Source organism: Streptomyces flavochromogenes (assembly GCF_000717595.1).
GTDB lineage: Bacteria > Actinomycetota > Actinomycetes > Streptomycetales > Streptomycetaceae > Streptomyces > Streptomyces flavochromogenes.
In genome coordinates, this window is sequence record NZ_JNZO01000025.1 from 54,342 (window position 1) to 74,776 (window position 20,435).

The following is a 20,435-nucleotide window of genomic DNA, read 5'->3' on the forward strand; positions in this document are numbered from 1 at the left end:
GCGCAGGGGTGCCGGGCGCGGCGCTCCCCTGCGCCCCCCGTGCCCGTTGACGCATTTCTTCCGCACCCTCTAGCGTTCTTCACCCCATGACGTGACACAGCGTCAACAGTGTGACGCCACACGTCACTTGAGGTGGGAACACGCACACGAATACGCCGGTCGATCATCGGCGGTCGGTCTTCCCCGGAGGGCCCGAGGACGGTACGGGGGTGAGCGCGCGGTGAGTCTCTTCGGCCAGGACCGCTCCTTCCTCCACGCCCTCCCGGCGGCCGACCGGCGGTCCCTGATAGCCGAGGGCGCCCGGCGCGTCTACGAACCCGGGGAGGTGATGATCCGCGAACGCGACACCACCGCCTTCGTCCTCGCGCTCCTCTCCGGCTGGTCCGTCGTCTCCGTGGGCACCGAGCGCGGGTCGCGGCTCATCCTCGCCCTCCGGGGCGCCGGCGAGGTCGTGGGCGACCTCGCCGCCGTCGACCGGCGCCCGCGCAGCGCCAGCGTCACCGCGCTCGGCAGGGTCGAGGCGGTGGCGATCTCCGGCGACCGGTTCCGGCGCTTCCTCGCCGCCCGGCCGCACGCCACCTCGCTGATCATGCGGCAGCTCGCGACCCGGCTGCGGAGCGCCGACGTCGAGCGCCGTGCGCTCGCCTCCGAGACCGTCCTCCAGCGCCTCGCGGCCCGCCTCGTCGAGCTGGCAGAGCGCGCCGGGCGGCGGGCCGAGGCCGGGACCGTACTCGAACTTCCGCTGCCGCAGCACGATCTGGCGGCGGCCATCGGAGCGACCCGGGAGGCGGTGGCCAAGGCGCTGCGCCTGCTGCGGGAGCAGGACGTGGTCCGCACCGCGAACCGCACCGTCGTCGTGATCGACATGCGGGTCCTGGTGCTGCTCGCGGAGGGGCGCGCGCGCCCCGGCGGAGAACCGGCGGACGAATCTCCGCCGGGTGTGTAAACGGCTACATCGCCGGTCGCGGAACGCGGCCAGTCTGGACACGCATCACCACGGCACCAACGGCACCGGGGCAGCACACAGGGAGTCCGAGAGTGAGCAGTGCGGGAGTGAACGGGGAAGTGGGCGCGGACGTGGGCGGAGAAGTGGGCGGCATCCACCGGTTCGTCGTCTTCGGCGACATCTGCGGCTCCGGGACGCTCGACCTGGCCGAGAAGAAGCACCAGCGGGCGGCGATGTACGCCGCCTTCGACGACGCCTACAGCTCCGTCGGCGTCGAGCCCGGCACCTTCCACCAGGAGGACCGGGGGGACGGCATCCTCGCCGCCCTGCGGCCCGACGTGCCGCCGACCCTCATGGTCGGCCGGTGGATCGACACGCTGTACGAGAGCCTGCGCGCCCACAACCAGGGCCGGGCCAGGCCGCTGCGGCTGCGGATCGGGATGAACGCGGGGCTGGTGACCCAGGACCGGCACGGGCTCGTCGGGCGCGCGGTGGACCTCGCCGCCCGGCTCTGCGACAGCCCCCCGGCCAAGCGGATCATGAACGAGACCCCGGAGATCGACCTCGTGGTGGTCGTCTCCGACTGGCTGTACGGGAACGTGGTCGCCGAGGGCGGGCGGTACGTCGAGCCGGACCACTACCGGTCGGCCCGCATCCGGTCCAAGGAGACCGACGAGGCCGCCTGGTTCCACGTACCGCGCAGGCCCGCGCCGCCGCTGATCGGGCGCGACGGGGAGCTGCCGCCCGAGGGGGAGCTGCCGCCCGAGGGGGCGGCACGGACCGGCGTTGGGCCGTCGCGGGGGGACGGCCCAACGCCCCGGCCCGTGGGCGGGAACCGTGAGTACCACGTCGGGGGCGACCTCCTCGACATCCACGGCAATACGATCCACGGCGGGTTCACCGGAATCCGCAAGGACTCGGGCAGGGACTCCGGCTCCCGATCCGGTTCTGGTCCTTGTTCTGGTTCCGGTTCTGTTTCCGGTTCCGGTTCGGGCTCCGGTGCGGTCTCCGGAGTGGGTGAGCCGGAGTGAGCGACGAGGACGACGCGCCGCAGGGCGACTCCCCGGACGGCGGGCACGGCCACGGCGACCGGAACGAACCGTCGGACCGGGTCGGCGATCGCGGCGGTGACCGGGGTTCCGATCGCGGACCGGACCGCGGCGGCGACCGGGGGGACCGCGACAGGGACCGGGACCGCGACAGGGACCGGGACGGCGGGTCCGAGCGGGGTGACGGCGCCGAGCAGCCCCGCGAGCCGAGCGTGTTCGCGGCCGCCGACCGAGGGCCCCTCGGCGGCGAGAGCGACACCGGCGGGGCCGCCACGGCACGCCGGGCCGTCCGCACCTGGGCCGGCGGCGCCGCCGACCGCCTCACCACCATCCACGGCGACGGCACCGTCTTCGAGGGCAACCAGATCTTCGCCCTGTACGGCTCCGAACGCACCGCGCACTTCGTCCAGGGGCCCGTCCCGCCCGAGACGCTCGACCACCTGGGCCGGGTCTACTGCGCCACCTCCGGCTACCGGCGGATGCGGGACCGGCTCCGCGACCACCGGGTCCTCGTCCTGTGCGGCGAACCCGGCAGCGGCCGCAAGGCCACCGCGCTCGCCCTCCTCGACGAACTGACCGGCGGCAAGGTCTTCCGGCTCGACCCGCGCCACGGCGTCGACGAGATCACCGAGGAGGTCCTCCAGGAGAGCGGCGGCCACCTCCTGGAGCTGCTCACCGAGGACGTGCGCGAGGCGGAGGGCGAGCCGCGCGCCGCGCGCTCCGGCCGGGGCGAACACGCCGCCGTCGCCCGCCGTTCCGTCACCCGGCTCTCCGAACTGCACCTGGACCGCTTCGGCGATCTGCTGCGCGGCCGGGACGCGTACGGGGTCGTCCTCGTCGAGAACGGTGAGCTCGCCGACCGGCTGCTGCGCGGCCGGTACGGGATGTACTGCCCGCCGCCGCCGGCCGACGAGGTCCTTCACCGCCACCTCTGGAACCAGCTGCGCGCCGAGTCCGACCAGGCCCTCGGCGACGCCCGGGCGCGCGGCGCGCGGCGGGACGTCGTCGAGGCCCTCGGCCTGGAGGAGCTGCGTCCCCGCGAGGCCGCGCGGCTCGCCGACCACCTCGCCCGGCACTGGCGCGGCGAGGTGACGGACGAGGAACTCCTGGCCGAATGCGCCTCCTTCGTACGCTCCCAGGCGCGGGAGTGGTTCGCCGGAGCCGACCGTCCGGGCGCCGTCCCCGAGGCCCTGCCGGCCCTGAACGCCGGGGCGTTCCGTATCGCCGTCGCCGTCTTCAACGGCTCCGCGTACAGCCTCGCCGCCGAGGCCGCCGAACTCCTCGCCTGGGAACTCGCGGTCACCCTCGACCCCGAACACCCGCCGGGCCGACGCCTGTTCGGGACGCACGCCGAGCACCGGCCGGTGCAGGCGCGGGCCGTCCTGGAGGACGGCGAGCTGGACCTCGGCCCGGCCAAGGTGCCCGTGCGGGCCGTCCGCTTCCAGGGCGAGGCGCTCGCCGGAGCCGTACTCGGCGAGATCTGGCACGGCTACCACAACGTCCGCGGCCCGGTGGCCCGCTGGCTGCGCTCGCTGTGCGACGACCCGCGCCCCGAGGTGTGGGTGCGGGCCTCCATCGCGGCCGGGGTCCTCTGCTCCTGGGACTGGATCCACGGCTTCCGCGAGCTGGTGGTGCCGCTCGCCGTGACCGACGATCCGGTCGCCCGCATGGCGGCCGCCACCGCGCTCGCCGAGTCCGCCCGCGACCCGCGCGTCCGGCCCGCCGTCGCCGACGTCCTCAAGAACTGGGCCGCGTCCGACGACGAGATGCTCGTCAGGACCGCCCTGCTCGCCCACGGCTACGTGCTGGCCGCCGGTGGCGTCTCCGGATCGCTCGACGCGATCGCCCGGGTCGTCAGGGCCCGCGAGGCGACCGACGTCGAGGTCCTCGTGCCCGCCGCGTTCAGCGTGGCACGGCTGCTCGCCTGCGGCGAGCCCGCGCCCGTGCTCCGACGGCTCCGGCAATGGCTGGAGGACGGCCGGCTCAACCTCGCCAACCTCGTCCACCTCGCCGTCATCCGCGCCCTGAGCACCCGGACCACCCACCTGTGGGGGCTGCGGGAGGTGCCGGAGCTGGACGGACACGCGGCCCGCCCGCTGCTGATCGCGCTGCTCGCGACCCGGCCCGAGCTCGCCCCCGAACTGGCCGCGCTGCTGCGGTCCACGCTCACCACCGCCCGCTCGGGGGAGTCGGCCCTGGAGGCGCTCGGCGGGATGCTCCGGCGGGCCGCGAAGGACCCGGAGTCGCTCGGGCACGTCCGTGCCTTCCTGCCGCGCCTCGCGGTGGACCGGCGTGACCGGGACCGGCTCAGGGGCCTGCTGAACGAACTGGTCCGGGACCGTGACCGGCCCCTGGACAGAGGCGCGGCGCGCCGGATGTGGGACGCCGTGACGGAAGGAGCGAACCGATGACCGGGCCCGAGCAGGACAGGAACCCCCGGCCCGACGAGCGGACGCGCTGGGTCGGCCGGGACCGCGACGACCGCGGCCGCGACGGCGGGCGACGGGACGAGCGGGCGCGCGACGAGCGGTTCCGGGCCGAGCGGGCACGGGACGAGCGGGCACGGGGCGGTCGCGACCGGGACGACCGGGAGCGACAGCAGCGGTACGCGGGGCAGCCCGGCGACGGGCAGCGGTACGGCGGGCAGGGGCACGAAGGCCAGAACGGCGGCGGCCGGCACGCCGGAGGCCGGGACGAGGACGAGGACCTGGACATGGACCCGGACGAGGAGCTGGACCGAGAGCAGCGTCAGCGGCAGGGCGGGGGGCGCGTCCGGGGCCGGGGCGGGCGCTGGAGCGGGGACGACGACGGCGGGCCCGGTGCGGGGTCCCGCTCCGGCGAGCGGCCGCGCGGGCCGCTGATCGCCGAGTACGCGCCCCCGTACCGCCGCCGGAGCGGCAAGGTGGCGGCGGTGCTCCTCTACCGCAACGGCGGCCACCGGGTGGTCTGGCCGGACCGCGTGGAGGACGTCAACAAGCCGATGCTCGGCTCCGCGTACACCGTCTTCGAGGTGCAGCTCGGCCGCAACGTGACCGAGTTCAGGCTCCAGTTGCCGGCCGCCGGGGACGGCGTCTTCTTCGAGGCCGTCGCCCGGGTCCAGTGGGTGGTGACCGATCCCCATCTCGTCGTCCGCGAACAGGTCGAGGACGTCGCCGAGTTGCTGCACGACGAGCTGCTCGACGGGCTGCGCAGGATCTCCCGGCGGTTCCGGATCACCGAGGCGCAACGAGCCGACGAGGCCGTACGCGAGGAACTGAGCGCCGGCCGCCTCAGGTTCGGCGCGGACATCGGGCTGCGGACCCGCGTCCATGTCTTCGTGGACCTCGACGACTCCGTCAAGGCCGAGGTCTCGCGCCGGGACCGGGTCGGCGTGACCATGGAGGCCGACGAGCGCGTCGCCGAGGCCGAGCGGCGCAGGGAGGCCGCCGAGCGTGCCCTGGTCGCCGACCGCGCCCGCGAGATGGAGGACCTCTTCCGGCGCGGCGACCTCGCCCAGATCGCCCACCACATGGCGATGCACCCCGACAAGCAGTGGGAGATCCGCACCCAGCTCCAGCGCGAGCGGCGCGAGGGCCAGGAGGACTACCTGGCCGTCTTCAACCGCCTCCTCGACACCGGAGTCCTCGAACGGCACGACATCGGCGAGCAGATGTACCAGGTGCTCATGTACCTGCGGACGCAGACCGGCACCGTCCTCGACGGCATCACCGACCGGGTGCTCAACCCCTCGGGGAACCCCCCGCCGCGCCGCCTCGCCCTGGAGGACGCGGCGCCGGAACCGAACCGCCCCGACTGGTACGAGGAGCAGGACCACGGGGACGCCCCGGCCCCCGGCGGGCCCCGCGTCTACGAGCCGACCCGCGTCGAATCCGGTTCCGAGCGGGAACGGGAGCGGGGCAGGGCGCGGGAGAGGGGCCGCGACGGGGACGACCGTGACCGCGCCCGCGCGCGGGACCGGTACGACGACAGGGACGACGACGGACACGACCGGTACGAGGACGGTGACCCGTACCGGCGGAGCGACGCCTACGAGCGGAACGACCGGTACGACCGCGACGACCCCTACGACAGGGAGAGGCGCGACCGCACCCGGCGACCCGCCCGTCCGGCCCGGCCCAGCTCCGATTTCCACGACTGGGACGACGAATGACGACGGCCCCGGGGCGTGGGCAGGACCCGACGAGGGCGACGCCCACCGCGCCGGACCCTGCGAGGCCCACCGCGCCGGACCCTGCGAGGCCCACCGCGCCGGACCCAGCGAGGCCCACCGCGCGGGACCTCGCGACGCCCACCGCGCCGGACCCCGCGCGGGACCTCGGTCCGGAACCCGCGGCGGACCCCGCGCCGAGCCGGGCCCCGGCCCGGACCGCGGCGCCGGTGACCGTGCCCGTACCCGTACCCGCCGAAGAGCTCAGGTTCATGGCCGAACGGCTGCTCGCCACCGTCCGGGAGGACATCGGCCGGGCCGACACCAAGGCCGCGATCCTGCTCTCCGGCGCCCTCGCCTTCCTGGCGGTCGTCTTCTCCGGAGACCGCGCCCTCCTCCCCGACTCCGGACCCGGGCTCGCCCTCCTGCTCCTCGCGGCCGCGCTCTGGACGGCCGGTGTCCTGATGCTCGTCTCGGTGGTGCTGCCCCGCACCCGGATCGGGGCCGACCGCACGTTCCTGCGCGAGCTGACGGGCGGACCGTCGGAGACCGCGCTGCGCGAGCGGCTCTCCGCACCCGGCGCGGACGCCACCGGCTGGCTCCTCGAACAGGCCAGCGTGCACGGCCTCGTGCTCGCGGCGAAGTACCGGTGGCTGCGCCTGGGCGTGTCCGCGCTCGCGCTCGGCGCCCTTCTGGCCCTCTTCAGCGAACTGTGGTGAGAGAGAACATGCAGTGGACCAACAAGGGGGGCGCCCTGCTCCTCGCCGGAGCGTTCCTCGCGCTCGCCGGGCCGCTCGCGGCGACCACCGCCTCGGGCGCGCCCGGCGTCTCCGGGGCGCGGGCGCTCCCCCGTACCGCTCCCGCAGCCCTCGCCGACCCCGCGGAAGGCCCCGACCCCCTCGACTTCGCCGTCGTCGTCGACCAGTCGGCGAGCCTCGCCGACAAGGATCTGGCGCGCGAGACCGAGGCGGCGGCGCTGCTCGTCCAGGGGGAGATATCGGAGCGTTCCCGGGCGGCCGTCATCGGCTTCGGCAGCTCGGAGAGGCGCGGCCAGTCGCCCGTGCGCGAGGTGTGCCAGCTCACCGTCGCCGACGCGGCGGGCCGCGAGCGACTCAGCGACTGCGTCCAGGAGCTGGGGCGCCGCGACACCGCCCGGATGGGCCCCGGAACCGACTTCCCGGCCGCCGTCCGGCAGGCCGTCACCCGCCTCACCGGAGCCGCGGCCGGACCCGGCACCGGGACCGGCGGAGCCGGGAAGCCGGGCACCCCCAAGGTCGTCTTCCTGCTCACCGACGGCAAGCTCGACGTCGCCGACAGCCCCGAGTACGGCACCGACCGGGAGAGCCGCCAGTCCAACGGGGCCAAACGGCTCACCGAGGAACTCGCCCGCGCCCGGGCGGCCGGCGTCCAGATCTGGCCCCTCGGCTTCGGCGGCGAGCTCGACCGCGCCTCCCTCACCGCGATGGCCGAAGGCGGCTACCGCGGCGCCTGCTCCGAGATCCCCGGCTCCGCCCCGCGCATGCGGGTCGTCGACACCTCCGCCGAGATCGACAAGGCCCTCCAGGAGACCTTCGCCGCCGCCCGCTGCGCCCGGATCGCGCACGGCACCGTCGGCAAGCCGCCCGCCGACCTGACCGTCACCATCCCGCCGATCGCCACCGACGGCTCCCTCACGGTCGCCAAGCACGACCCCAAGGTGCAGGTGACCTACTACGACCCGGCGGGCCGCAAGGTGCCCGTCCGGGGCGAGTTCGACGGCTCCTCCTTCGAGGTCAGCGGACAGAACGGCCCCGTCGAGGCGCTGCGCGTGAAGAACCCGCTGCCCGGTGCCTGGCGGGTGCACATCGAGGCGCCGGCCGGCCACCGCGACCGCGAGGTCGCCGTCCGGGCGATCTGGCAGGGCCGGCTGCGCTCCGCCGTCGTCCTCGACCCGGCGTCCCCGCGCGCCGGCGAACAGGTCAAGGTCGAGGTGCAGATGCAGACCCGGCGGGGGGTCGTCATCACCGACCCGCGCCAGCTGGCCGGCCTCTCGGTCGCGGCCGACCTGAGCGGCGAGGGCTTCGGCCCCGTCGGCTTCCGGCTCGCCGACGACGGCAAGGCTCCCGACGCCAAGGCCGGCGACGTCCGGTTCACCGGCACGCTCACCGTCCCCGCCGGCGCCACCGGCGCCCTGGAACTCGTCACCCGCATGGAGGCGCCCGGGATCACCTCCGACCGGCGTCCGCTGCACGCCGTCACCTCCAAGGGCGCGCCCAAGGTGACCGCCGCCCTCACCGTCGACGGTGACACCGTGCACCCCGGTGCCACCGTCCGCGGCACCCTCGACGTCACCAACAACGACTCCGCACCGCACACCCTGCGGCTGGGCCTCGCGGACCAGACCCCGGGGGCCGAACTCGCCGTCGCCCCGGCGACCGTCACGGCCCCGCCGAACGGCAGCACCCGGATCCCCTTCACCGTCACCGTCGGCAGGAACACGCCGTTCGGCGTGCTCGGCGGCCAGGTCACCGTCGTGGACACCGCGGACGGCGACCGGACCCTGCGCGGCGCGCTCCTGAACGTCCGGGTGGTGGAGCCGCCGACCTGGTGGGAACGCTGGTGGAAGGCCGTGGTCGGCGGGGCCGTCGCCGTCCTCCTCGTGGGCGCCTTCGTCGGCATCCGGCTCTACTTCCGGCGCCTTCGCCGCGACCTCACCGGCGTCACGCTCGAACTCTGCCAGGAAGGACGGTCGCTCGACTCGCTGACCGTCCGCCGCGGGCAGAGCCCCGGCGGCGCCTTCGCCTTCACCGTCGACGAACCGTACGGGGCGCCGGCCACCCTCCGGCGCGTCCCCGGCGGCGGCTCCTCCGCCCACGTGCTGCGCCGCAACGGCGCGGGTGAGTTCCTGCTGCGTCCCCGCGGCGGCGCACAGGTTCCGGTGCGGACCGGCGAGCCGGCCGGGCTCGGCGACCACGAGCTGGTCGTACGGGGCGGCCGTCCGGCGCCGGCCGGAGGCCGGGGCACACCGTGGCTCCGTCGCCCTCGCCGTACCGGCGGCGGAGGCCGCAGCGCGGGTGGCACGGGCGCGGGTTCCGGCCGCCTCACCGGAACGGGCTCGGAGGGTTCCCCCGACGCCGGCGCATACGACGTCAACTTCTGAACGGGTCCCGAGGAGAACGACATGAAGATCTATCAGCCCATGCTCTTCGTCGGGCTCGGCGGCACCGGCGGACGCATCGGCAGCGAACTCGAACGCAGCCTGCGCCGGGAGCTGTGCGGCCCCGACGGCACCGACCTGGTCGACGGCGGCCGCCGCCTGCCCTTCCAGCTGCCCGACTGCCTCCAGTTCGTCTACGCCGACTTCAGCGAGGCCGAGCTGCTCGGCTACCCGCAGTTCAAGGCGAAGGGCGCCGAGGGCGCCGCCTTCGCCCGTACCTCCCGGATCGTCCGCGACCTGCTGCCCACCGACTTCGACTCCTCGCCCGAGGTGACGCGCATGCTGCGCGTCTCGGTCCCCGAGGAGACCCGGCTCTGGCTGCCGCCGAAGGCCCGTGAGCCGCGCGTCGCCCCGCTGAACAGCGGCGCCGGACAGCTGCCGACCGTCGGACGTTCCGCGCTCTTCGCGACCCTCCGCTCCGGGCTCGAACCCGTCCTGCGCCAGCTCCGCGAGGCGATCGGGTCCATCGGCCAGGCCGCGGGCGACCTGCGGCGGGTCGGCGGCGGCAAGATCCGGGGCTGCGACGTGTTCGTCGCCTTCTCCGTCGCCGGCGGCACCGGCGCCGGCATCTTCTACGACTTCATCCACCTCATCGGGCACGAGTTCCGCAACGCCCGGGTGCCCGGCGTGAAGATCTACCCGCTCGTCGTGATGCCCTCCGCCTTCCCGCCCGAGGCCGGCGGCGGACGCGAGGCCGAACTCAACTCCGCCCGCGCCCTCGTGGACCTCTCGCGACTCGTCGACGACCAGAACGTGCCCGACGCCGTCGACCAGGTCGGCGACCTGGAGGACCGCGGGCGGCTCAGCGTCACGTACCCCGGCGACGGCGTCGTGGCGCTGCGTCCCGCCACCATGCAGACCGCCTTCCTCTTCTCCAAGCCCTCCGTCATCAACAGCGAGGACCTGCGTCGCTCCATCGCCGCCATGGTGATGTCGCTGATCGGCACCGACCTGGGCCAGGACAACGGCTCCGCGACCCGCGCCGAGGAGGACTACCAGTCCTTCGCCGCCAGCTTCATCAACAAGAGCGTGGAACGCTCCACCCCGGCCCGTACCGGAATCGGCTACCGGGGCATGTCCACCAGCCTCGCCGCCGCCCTCACCGTGCCCGTCGACGACCTCGCCGAGATCGTCGCCGCCCGGCTCCTCGCCCAGGCCGTACGCGGTATGACCGAGCGGGCCCGGCGCCCCGACCGGGAGGGACAGAACCACGTCAGGGAGCTGTTCAACCGCTCCGGCATCGGCCGCCTCTGGACCCGGGACGCACCGGACGTACCGCTGCCCGAGCAGCTCCCCCGGGGGAAGACGAGGATCACCCAGGAACTGCGCAACAGGCTCGGGGACATGGAGGAGTCCCTGCGCCGCCTCGACTCCGCTCTCGCCCGCGAGATCCCGCGCCTCACCGAGGACTTCAGGCCGAGCACGGGGGTCCGCGAACTCCTCGGATCCATGGACCCGTTCCAGATCAAGGTCATCCTGACCGGCCTGCCCGGCCACCCCGACCGGGTGGCGAGGGAAGGCTTCACCGGCATGATCGACAACCGGCGGAACGAACCCGAACGACCCCCGAACGTCCACACCGCCGCGCCCGGCATCCCCCCGATCAAGGGCCCCGTGGGCGGGGTCGTACCGGCCCGGTGGAGCGACCCCGACGTCCAGGACGCGCTCGCCGCCCAGCAGGCCTGGTACCAGTGGCGGGCCCGCACCCTCTGGCACCACGGCTGGCAGAACGGCGAGGCCCAGTGGCGGCCCTCCCTGAGCAAGGCCGGCTCCGAGATCGCCGAACTCGTCAAGGCGCTCCGCGCCCACGAGCAGGACGAGGGCAAGGCATTCGCCGACAGCCGTCGCGACCTCTATCGCGACGACCGTGCGGGCATCGCCTATCTGCTGCCCCCGCAGAACACCCTGCGCGCCTTCTACGACGACGTCATCGACCGGCTGGCCCAGAGCGAGGGCCTGCCCGAGGGCGCCGACGCCGCGGGTCTGCTCGGCCGGATCGTCGGCCCCGAGGACTGGCGGCGGGCCCTCGACTCGGTCCGCCGGTCGTCCGGCGCGGCGGTGAAGGAGATCAAGCAGGTCGTCGAACGGCGGGTCAAGCGGCTCTTCGGCGAGGCCAACGAGGACGCCTTCGCACGCCCCCTGCTGCCCTCCATGGAACTGCTGCTCCGGGCCGCCGCGGGCGACGAGACCGCCGAGGCGAAGATCGACCCGCGCTGGCTCGACCAGTTCCGCTCCCGTCTCGCCGGACTCATCCCGGTGGGATTCGTCCCGGACGGCAGCGGCCCCCTCAAGATCCTGATCGTGCATCCGGCGAGCGAGTCCGACGGCCGCGCCCGCGAGTACCTGGAGCAGGCACTCAACCTGCCCTCCCGGGTGACACCGGAGAGCCGGGCCGGCGACACCGACTCCATCACCGTCGTGTTCTTCCGCAGCGGTATGAACCTCACCGACATCTCCGAGGTCCGCAACGTCCTCAGCCTCTGGTCCGAGGCCCGGGACTCGGCCGGCGAGGACGACTTCCTGCACTGGCGCCAGCGGCTCGGCTACGAGGACGACTGGCTGGTCTCCACCGAACACGACCGGCAGCGCATCCTGCACCGGCTGCTCTGCGCCATGTGGAACGGGCACATCGACACCGAGGGCCCGGCCGGCTCGCCCCACCGCGTCCGCATCCGCCTGCAGGACGGCGAGTCGGCGACGATGGCCCTGCGTCTTGAGGACTTCGACGGTTCGCTCACCAGCTGGGCGGGGCTGCTGCGCGCGTACGAGCGGTGGGCGCTGCTCGACGAGGGGCAGATCATCGAGCAGTTCTGCGAACGCCTCATGCAGGCCCTGCCCAAGGGCCTCGCGCAGGTCCCGGCGCCGCCGTCACCGCTCTTCACCCACTTCGTGGAGCAGGTCGCGCCGCGCCAGCTCGCCCTGATCGACGAACTCGTCGCCGAATACGGGGAGTACGGCGAATCGGACATCGAATGGCTCGCCCCGCTGCGTCACTTCTGGGAGGTCACCTTCCCCGGCGCCCTCGACATGCGCTTCCCGAGGTCGGCCCGGGCGACCCGGTCGAGCCTGCGGCTGCTGTACGAACGGCACGCGCCACGGGCCGGCGCGGTGCCGGGCCAGGGCCACGCTCGGGGTCAGGGTCAGGGTCAGGGTCAGGGGCAGGGCCACGGTCAGGGCCAGGGCGGCGGTCCGCATGTGGTGCGGCGCCCCAGGTCGTACGAGAACGGCCACCGTCCCGGGTACGAGAGCGGTCCCCCGCCCGGGTACGAGAGCGGCCACCACCCCGCGTACGGGAACGGCGCCGTTCCCGATCCCCGTACCGCCTACGGGAACGGGGACGCCCCCGGCCCGGGTCCCGCGGCGCCGCCGCCGCGGCGGAACTCCGCCTTCGAGGGCGACTGGGAGACGGAACCCGAGCCCGACTACGAACCCGACTACGGACCCGAGTTCGGTCCCGACTTCGACGACGAGCCCTACCGCCGCGACCGGGCCGGGGAGGCGGAGTGAGCGCGCGCGTCCTCCCCGAACGGCCGCTGCCCGGCCACGCCGTCTGCCTCGACCTGCGGACGGCGGGGGCGTACGACCCCGACGCCGTCGTGCGCTCCGCCCTGGACGCCCCGCAGCCCGGCGGCGAGCGCCGCTTCCTCGTCCTCGACGAGGCAGACCGGCTCGTCTCGCACCAGCTGCTGTACGAGCGGCTCTCCTCCTACGGGCCCGCCCGCATCGTCTGCCTGGCCGTCGGGGTCCGGGGCGAGCGGACCGTGCGCCGCACCCTCACCCTCCGCCCGCCCGCCGCCGGTGTCCTGTGGGTGTTCGACACGACGGAGGACGGCGTCCCGGCCGAGGCGGTGCTGCGTCCGCTCGTCGACGTCCTGTCCACTCCCGAGGTCTTCGACGCGGTGCTGCGGGCGCTCGGCGAGGTGGTGCACGGCGTCGCCGTGCCCGCCGTGCGCGTCCTGGAGCACGACCTCACCGACGAGGCTCGGGCGCGCGCCTGGCGGCAGGCGGTGGAGGGGCTCACCGGCCCGGAGGTCCCGGCCGGCACCGCCTCGGCCGAGCAGGTGCCACCCGCGCTCGCGCTGCTGCTCGACGAGGGCATGCCGCGCTCGCTCGCCGACCATCGATGGCTGCCCGCCCAGGGGCGGGCGGGGCTCCGGCTCGCCGGCTGCGACGAGGCCGTCCAGGACGCCGTCGACGGCTACCACCGGGTGCGGGGCGCGGCCGGACTCCTCACCGGGGCCGGCCGGACGGTCGATCTGCCGGGGGACATCGAGCGGGTGGCGGGGGAGCTGGAGCGGTTCCGGATCGCCGTCGCGGACGCGTTCGCCGCCGCGGGCGGCAGCCGACTCACCGTCGAGCACCGGGGAGTGCTGCGGGACCGGGGCATCGAACTGCCCGAGATGCCACGGGAGATCTCGCGGGCCGGAATCGTCCCCGCCCTCCGCGACCACACCTACGAACTGATCGGCAAGGGGCTGCCGTTGCGTTCCGTGGCGGCCCGGCTCGCCGCGCTCTCCGCGCGCACCGCGCCCGTCGGCAGCGCCTCCCGGCTCGCCCGGCTCGACGCGATCTGCGGGCCGGAGCGGCTGCGTCGGCTCGGCGGCCGGTATCCGTTCACGGCCGGCGGTTCGCGGCCGGTCGCCTTCGCCGTGACCGGCCTCCTGGCCCTCCTCGCGGGAGTCTGGCCGGTCCTCGGCTGGGTCCTCGGCCCGGCCGTCGGCGTGCTCGCCGCCGGGCTCGCCCATCTGATGCTGCGCCGCAGGCCGAACCGTTCACCGGACGGGCGGATCGACGGAGGCGGCGCCACGGGAGCGGCGCCCCGGCTCTTCGGCGGAGTGCTCGGCGGTCCCGTCGGGGCGGGCCTCGGCCAGTTCCTCGGCCTGCCGCTGTGGGCGGGGGCGGTGGCCCTCGCGGTGGCCCTCGCGGCGGTCGTCCTCCTCGCGCTGCGCGACTGGAGCCGGGCCGTGGACGCATGGTGGGCCAGGGCGGACCCGGAGGACGCCTGGCGGATCCTGCGTGAGGTCCAGAGCCTGGTGGTGACGACCGCCGTGCACGACTGGCTCTTCGCCGAGGTGCGGCACCACTGCTCGGCGGGCGCGGGCGCGGTGGCCCGACTGCTCCGCGGCCTCGCGGACACGGCCGACGCGCACGGCCGGGTGGCGTCCCACGCGAACGGGTACGCGTACGTGCCGTCGGCCGGCTCCGCCGGCTCTGCCGAGGGGGGATCCCGGAGGGACTCCGCCCGACCGCCGGAGCCGGACAGCGGTACCGCGGCGTGGAGTTGGGAGGACTGGGAGGGCGGCGCCGCGGACGACATCTGGTCGGACATGGACGAGGAACCGCCGTCGCCGGTACGGTCGCCCGCACCGAACGGGTCTCCGTACGCGTCCGACCCCTTCGGCCCCTCCGACGCGTTCGACGCCTCCGATCCGTTCGGCCCTCCCGGTCCGGCCGGCCCTTCCGATCCGTTCGGCCCTTCCGGTCCGGTCGACCCCTCAGGACCGTTCGGGCCTTCCGTTCCCTCCGACCGGGACTCCGCCCTCTCCGGCGGCGGCGGGGCGGGCTGGGCGGGACCGGGTGCCGGCCCCGGCCCCGAGCCCGTACCCGCGCCCGCGTGGCTCGAGCGGCGGTACGGCGACGGCGGCCCCCTGCTCGTCGACACGCTCGTCGGCGACCTGGTCGCCGGGACCCTGCTGATCCTCGACCGGTGCTGGGCCGGTATCGAGCGTGACCCCGGAGCCGTGGTGCCCGCGGTCCACGAGGAGCGCATCGCGGAGCTCCTCGGCGAGACCCGGGTGCGTCTGGAGCGCGACGTCGCCGCCTCGCCGCCGCCCCGGTACGACGGCCTCCGTGACCAGGACGCGCTCTCCGGCCTCGCCGCCTTCACCGACCGTTCCGACCGGCCCGACGCCGCCCGGCTCACCGGCGTCGCCCCGGACGCGGTGGCCCGGCTGATCCTGGCCGAGGACGACCCCGCCCGCACGGTCGCGCTCTGCGGCCCGGAGCACATGCGACTGCTCTCCCACGATCCGCTCGCCGCCCGGCAGGTCCGGTTCGTGCCGGAGGCGATGCGGCGCGGGGCCGCAGGGGACGACATCTGGCGGGGCATCGCCGAGGACGTCGTATGGACCGGTGCGGGACGCCACGCCGGAATCCTCCGTCTCGTACCACTGCGCGCGGACGTCGTGCACACCGTCCGCGCCGAGGAGGCGGGAGAACCGTGACCGACCCGAACCATCCGAACGACCGGCGCGACCCGGACCATCCGGACGACCGCAACCACGCCGCGGGCCCGAGCGGCCGAGGCCATGGCGCCGGCCCGAACCAGCCCATGGGCCCGGACCACCCCGACCACCTGAGCGAACCGAGCCCGCCGCCCCATCCGTACTACCAGGAACTGGAGTTCCTCACGCCCAGAGAGGCGCAGAGCCGCTTCGTCGTACGGTACGGGGAGGACCACAGGCCCCCCGGACGCCCCGGGTTCCTCGCACGCCGGGCCGTCCTGGGGGCCGGTGGCGTGCCCGTCGTGCAGTACCGGCTCGCCTCGTCCGCGCAGCGCGACCCCCAGGCGTACGGCCTCCTGGAGCGCGAGGTGGCGGCCTCGGTCGCCCTCGAACGGCGTTACGGGGGCGACAAGTTCGTCGGCATCCTCACCCGGATCGTGGGCTTCGACCTGACCGCCGCCGAACCCTTCGTGCTCTACCGGCCGCCGAGCGGGCGTCCGCTCTCCGACTGGGCGGGGCGGATCGGCGCCGAGGACCAGGAACGGATCACCGGCCAACTCGCCATGGCCGTACGCCTCCTGGGGGAACTGGGCCTCGTCCACCGGGCGATCACGCCCGAGAACGTCCGGTGGGACGGCGCCCGCGTACGGCTCTGCGAGCCGTACGCGGCGCTGCGGGCGGGAGAGGCGCGCCAGCCCTTCGGGGCGGCGCCCTGGGCCTCGCCCGAGCAGCGCGCGGGGCGCGGCAGCGTCGACCCGCGCGACGACCTGTGGTCCGTCGCCGAACTCGCCTACTACCTGCTCTCCGGCCGCCCCGACCGCGGGGAGGGCCCGCCCGCGGACCTCGGCGACTACCGGCGCCTCGCCGCTCTCCAGCACAGTGGTCTCTTCTCCCCGAAGGCGACGGAACGGCCGCACCCGGCCGATCTGTTGCGGCTCCTGTACGTGGCCGACCCGCTCGGGGCCGGGGCCGACACGGCCGATGTGCTCACACCGTTCCGTGCCCGGTACGACGCCCACCTCGCCCGGAAGCAGACACTGTCCCGGGGCGGCCGGCCGGACACGGGTCCTGCCCCGGCCCCGGAGGTCCCCGCCCGGGACCCGAACCCGTCGCTCGGCTCCCTGCTCTCCAAGATCTTCCGCAACGGAGAACCGCCCCGCGCCGCGCCGCGTGCCACCCCACCGCCCCGAGCGGCCGCCCCGCCCTCCGAACTCGTCCAGCCGCCTCCGTCACGCAGCCGGATGTGCCCGCACTGCCTGCTCCCCGTCGAGTACGACGAACGTCTGCTCGTCACCATCGACGCCAAGGGCAACCGCATCCCCCTGGACCTCAGGGCGGAACGCCGGCCGGGCCACCACGCGGACGCCCGGCGCAAGGCGTACCACCTGTGCCCGCACACGGTGGACGGCGACGAGGGGCACGAACTGCCCCTGCCCTACCTCACCAACGGCGAGCCGCTCTCCATCGCCCTGGTCGGCAGCTCCTCCGTCGGCAAGACCCACCTGCTCGCCGCCATGCTGGGCGAGATCGAGCTCGGCGGCCTCGAACCGTACGGACTGAAGTGCCTGCCGCTCAACCCCGAGGCACACCGCGCCTATCTGCGCGAGCGCGTCCAGAGCCTGCAGCAGGGACGGCAGCTGGGCCGCACCGGACAGCAGACGTTCGCCCGGTTCGCCGACGGGCTGCTCGTCTCGGCGGGCGGCGCCACACCCCGGCCCGTCGTCTTCTTCGACCTCGCGGGCGAGGACCTCGCCCAGGACAGCGAGGTCGGCCGCTTCCTCATGGGTGTCGACGCCTTCATCTTCGTCCTCGACCCGCTGCGCGCGCTCCGGCTGCCCTCCCTCGAACCGGTGAGGGAACAGAGCGGACTGCGGCTGCGCGAGCTCGGCGACGAGGCCTTCACCACCGTGCTCAACCGGATCCCCCGGCAGCGCGGCGGACTCGTCGCCGCCCCCGCCGCGCTCGCCGTCAACAAGAGCGACCTGGTGCGCTTCGAACCGGTCGTCGACCGGTGGCTCGGCCGTGCCCTGCCGGGCCGCCACGACCCCGCCGCGGTACGGGCCGAGAGCCGGGACGCGTACGCCTTCCTGGCGCACGGGGCCAGCTCCGCCTGGCTCAAGCCGTTCGACGACTGCGCCGACTGCTCCCTGCACTTCGTCGCCGCCACCGGCGGACAGGCGCGCGGCGACCGATTTCCGCACGGGGTCCGGCCGCGCCGGGTCCTCGCGCCACTGCTGTCGCTCTTCGCCCTGTGCGGGCTGCTGCCCGGGGCGGAACCCGCGGGACCTATGGAGGGGATCGACCGATGACACGGTCGGAGAACGAGGTCGACCAGATCGTGTTCCGGTGGGACAGCGAGAACCTCACCGGCAGCACCGGCTTCGGACCGGTGGCCTGGTCCGGGCCCCGCGAAGAGGCCGAGAACCTCTTCCGGACCTCCGGGCCCGTGCTGCGCGCCAGCGGCGAGGAGACCCGGCCCGCACTGATCCGGCTCCAGCGGCGTTCGGAGGTGATGCTGATCCACCGCACGCCGTTCACCGACGCCGACGGCGGGACGTCCGTGCTCTGCCACGCCCTGGTCGGCTCGCCCGGGCTCCTCGAACCCGCCACCTGCCTCGGCCTCCACGCCTGGAACTGGGAGGGCGCGGCCATGGACGGCGCCCGGGTGCGCGGGCAGCTGCCGGTGATCCCGGAGCGGGTCCTCGTCCCCGCGACAGGCCGCGGCCAGGGAGAACTCGACGGCGCCCTGGAGCGCACGGCAGGCGAACTCGCCGGAATGGTCGCGGAGTTGCTGCGCCACCCGGACGAACGCTTCACCGTCCTTGACGAACGCGGCGACACCGCAGGACCGGTGCTCTGGGGGCTGCACAGCATGTTCGGCGGGCTCACCGGCCGCCGGTGGACCTTCGCCACCCATGACACCGCCGAACTCACCGCGCTCCGCTTCGTGTTCGTCGGCCGGTGGTCGGGCGCGGCGAGCCGCAACACCGACCGGCGCCGCGTCGATCCGCGCGAGCGCGCCGACGACCGGGCGGAGGAGATCGCGGCCCGGCTCGTCCGCCACCACCTGAGGGGTGTCGCGGAGGGCGAGGGCCAGGAGTACGCGGTCGGCAGCGCCCTGCACGGAGCCTCCTCCGCCCGTGGCGCCTCGCTCCTGGAGACGGCCGGGCGGGCCCTGGACGTGCTCGACCGCCGCCGCCCCGGGGGGTACGCGCCCGCCCCGGAGCCGACGGCGCGGACCTCGTGGCCCCCGGAACGGGAGGACCCGCGCGTCCCGGAGCCGCCCGCACCGGAGACCCGGAAGACCTCGGGCCGGAAATGGGGATGGGGCCTGGGAGGCCGGACTGCCGACGACGCCCCACCGGCGGGGGGCGACACCACCACCGACCGCCCGGGCGCCCGTGACGCGGTGCCTGCCGGGGGAGAACCCCGAGGGGCGGGTCGTCCCGGGCCGTACGAGAGCCCCGACGACTGGTTCCGCCCGGACCCGCCGGAGCGGGAGCCGGCGGCGCCGGCCGGTCCCGGGGTCACGGCGGCGCCTCGGGACGTCCCGACGACACCTCCGTCCCGCCGGCCGGACCCGACCCCGGAGCCCACCCCGAACCGCCCGCCTCGGCCGAGCTCGGAGCCCACCCTGTACGGCCCGCCCAAGGCTCCGGAGCCCGCCCCGACCCGCAGCTCGACCCGACGAGATCCCGAGCCCGACCCCGACCCCGACCCCGAGCCCCGACCCGACCCGTACCGCCCGTCCCGACCTGACTTCACCCCTGACCCCGACCCGTACCGTCCATCCCGACCGGACCCCGCCCCCGAGCCCGACCCGTACCGTCGGGCCTCGGCCGATCAGCAGCCCGCCCCGCCCCGCGTGCCCCACCCGGCCCAGGGCGACGACCCGTACGGCCGCGCCGCCGCCGACCGCGAGCCCCGTCCCGTCCCGTCCGCGCACCCCGACCGTGCCGATCGTCCCGCCGCCCCGCCGACCGCCCCGTCCCGGCCCGCCGACCTCCCCCCGCACCGCCCCGATCTCTCCAAGGGGCCCGCCGGGTCCGGCGTCCGTCCGCCCCAGGCAGCGGGGGCCGACGCGTTCCCCCGCCCCGTTCTCCCCCTGGTCGCGCCCGCGTGGACCGGGCCGGGGCCGGCCTCGGGGCGTGCCTGGGCCGTCGTGCGGGGCCGTGGGCGGGAGCGGGAGGCCGAGACCGGCCTCCTGCACAAGCTGCCCGCCGCGCGCACCGTGGACGAGGCACGCGAGCTCGTCGAGGGCGGCGGCGACCGCGAGCTGCTCGACTCGCTGCGCCGCCCGCAGGCGTACGTCGTCCTCACCCTCCTCCTCCGGGAGGCCGCCCGGCGCCTGCCGTCCTGGGAGCGTCCGCTGCGCCGGGAGCTGTGCGAGGTGGCCATCGGCCAGGAGTTCTGGGCCGTCGCACCGTCGGGCGCCTCCGCCGACCCGTCCGACCCGCCGGAGGAGCAGCGCGCGGCCAACGCCGCCCAGCTGCACCGCTGGGCCGTGCGCCCGCTCCTCGCCGGCGGCGACGCCCCGGTCGGCACCGTGGGGGAGCTGCTCGCCCGGCTCCGTACAAGCCCGGTGCCGTCCGCCCGTGAGACCTTCTGGCTGATCGTCGACGACGAGTGCCCCGGTCTGCCCGAAGCCGTCTGGCTCACCCTCCTCAAGGACGCGTACGGCCTGCCCCGTACGGCGCGCCGCCCGGGGCCGCCCGCACCCGGGGCGGTCACCGGCCATCCGGAGGATCCCGGAAACGGCTACACCCGCCGCTTCCTGCGCCGCGCCGGGCTGCTGATCGGCGGCATGGTGGTGGCGATCGTCCTGCTCGTCCTCGTGCGGGAGTGGTTCGGCTGACCGGGACGGAGGCCGAGA

At 75.2% G+C, this 20,435-nt stretch carries 10 protein-coding genes; all 10 read left to right on the forward strand.

What is annotated here, in order from left to right:
* The first annotated feature begins 220 nt into the window (after positions 1–220).
* The 10 genes from IF00_RS0128450 to IF00_RS45795 all read left to right on the forward strand — a co-directional run bounded on the left by IF00_RS0128450 (position 221) and on the right by IF00_RS45795 (position 20,417).
* Entirely contained in the window at positions 221–946 is a 726-nt protein-coding gene (locus IF00_RS0128450) for a Crp/Fnr family transcriptional regulator (protein ID WP_030322889.1), read from the forward strand.
* Between the two features lie 92 nt (positions 947–1,038).
* The gene (locus tag IF00_RS0128455) at positions 1,039–1,977 is read left to right on the forward strand and encodes a nucleotidyl cyclase domain-containing protein (protein WP_209439803.1); all 939 of its coding nucleotides are present in this window, start codon (positions 1,039–1,041) and stop codon (positions 1,975–1,977) included.
* The gene (locus tag IF00_RS0128460) at positions 1,974–4,406 is read left to right on the forward strand and encodes a HEAT repeat domain-containing protein (RefSeq protein WP_030322894.1); all 2,433 of its coding nucleotides are present in this window, start codon (positions 1,974–1,976) and stop codon (positions 4,404–4,406) included. The genes IF00_RS0128455 and IF00_RS0128460 overlap by 4 nt, the downstream gene beginning before the upstream one ends.
* Positions 4,403–6,145: a hypothetical protein gene (locus IF00_RS0128465; RefSeq protein ID WP_030322896.1), complete on the forward strand. Its 1,743-nt coding sequence runs from the start codon at positions 4,403–4,405 to the stop codon at positions 6,143–6,145. The genes IF00_RS0128460 and IF00_RS0128465 overlap by 4 nt, the downstream gene beginning before the upstream one ends.
* Before the next feature lie 227 nt (positions 6,146–6,372).
* Positions 6,373–6,861 carry a Pycsar system effector family protein gene (locus IF00_RS0128470; protein WP_245234660.1) on the forward strand — a complete coding sequence of 163 codons (489 nt, stop codon included), beginning with the start codon at positions 6,373–6,375 and terminating at the stop codon, positions 6,859–6,861.
* Between the two features lie 8 nt (positions 6,862–6,869).
* Positions 6,870–9,281 carry a vWA domain-containing protein gene (locus IF00_RS0128475; protein WP_167346886.1) on the forward strand — a complete coding sequence of 804 codons (2,412 nt, stop codon included), beginning with the start codon at positions 6,870–6,872 and terminating at the stop codon, positions 9,279–9,281.
* Between the two features lie 21 nt (positions 9,282–9,302).
* On the forward strand, positions 9,303–12,845 hold the full coding sequence (locus IF00_RS0128480) for a tubulin-like doman-containing protein (RefSeq protein WP_078944880.1): 3,543 nt from the start codon (positions 9,303–9,305) through the stop codon (positions 12,843–12,845).
* On the forward strand, positions 12,842–15,562 hold the full coding sequence (locus IF00_RS41645; protein WP_037639223.1) for a hypothetical protein: 2,721 nt from the start codon (positions 12,842–12,844) through the stop codon (positions 15,560–15,562). Before IF00_RS0128480 ends, IF00_RS41645 begins: the two co-directional genes overlap by 4 nt.
* Positions 15,559–17,871, forward strand: a complete 2,313-nt coding sequence (locus tag IF00_RS0128490) for a protein kinase family protein (RefSeq protein WP_245234661.1) — start codon at positions 15,559–15,561, stop codon at positions 17,869–17,871. The genes IF00_RS41645 and IF00_RS0128490 overlap by 4 nt, the downstream gene beginning before the upstream one ends.
* Positions 17,868–20,417, forward strand: coding sequence for a hypothetical protein (locus tag IF00_RS45795; RefSeq protein ID WP_030322903.1), 2,550 nt, complete (start codon positions 17,868–17,870; stop codon positions 20,415–20,417). The genes IF00_RS0128490 and IF00_RS45795 overlap by 4 nt, the downstream gene beginning before the upstream one ends.
* Positions 20,418–20,435: the final 18 nt, after the last annotated feature.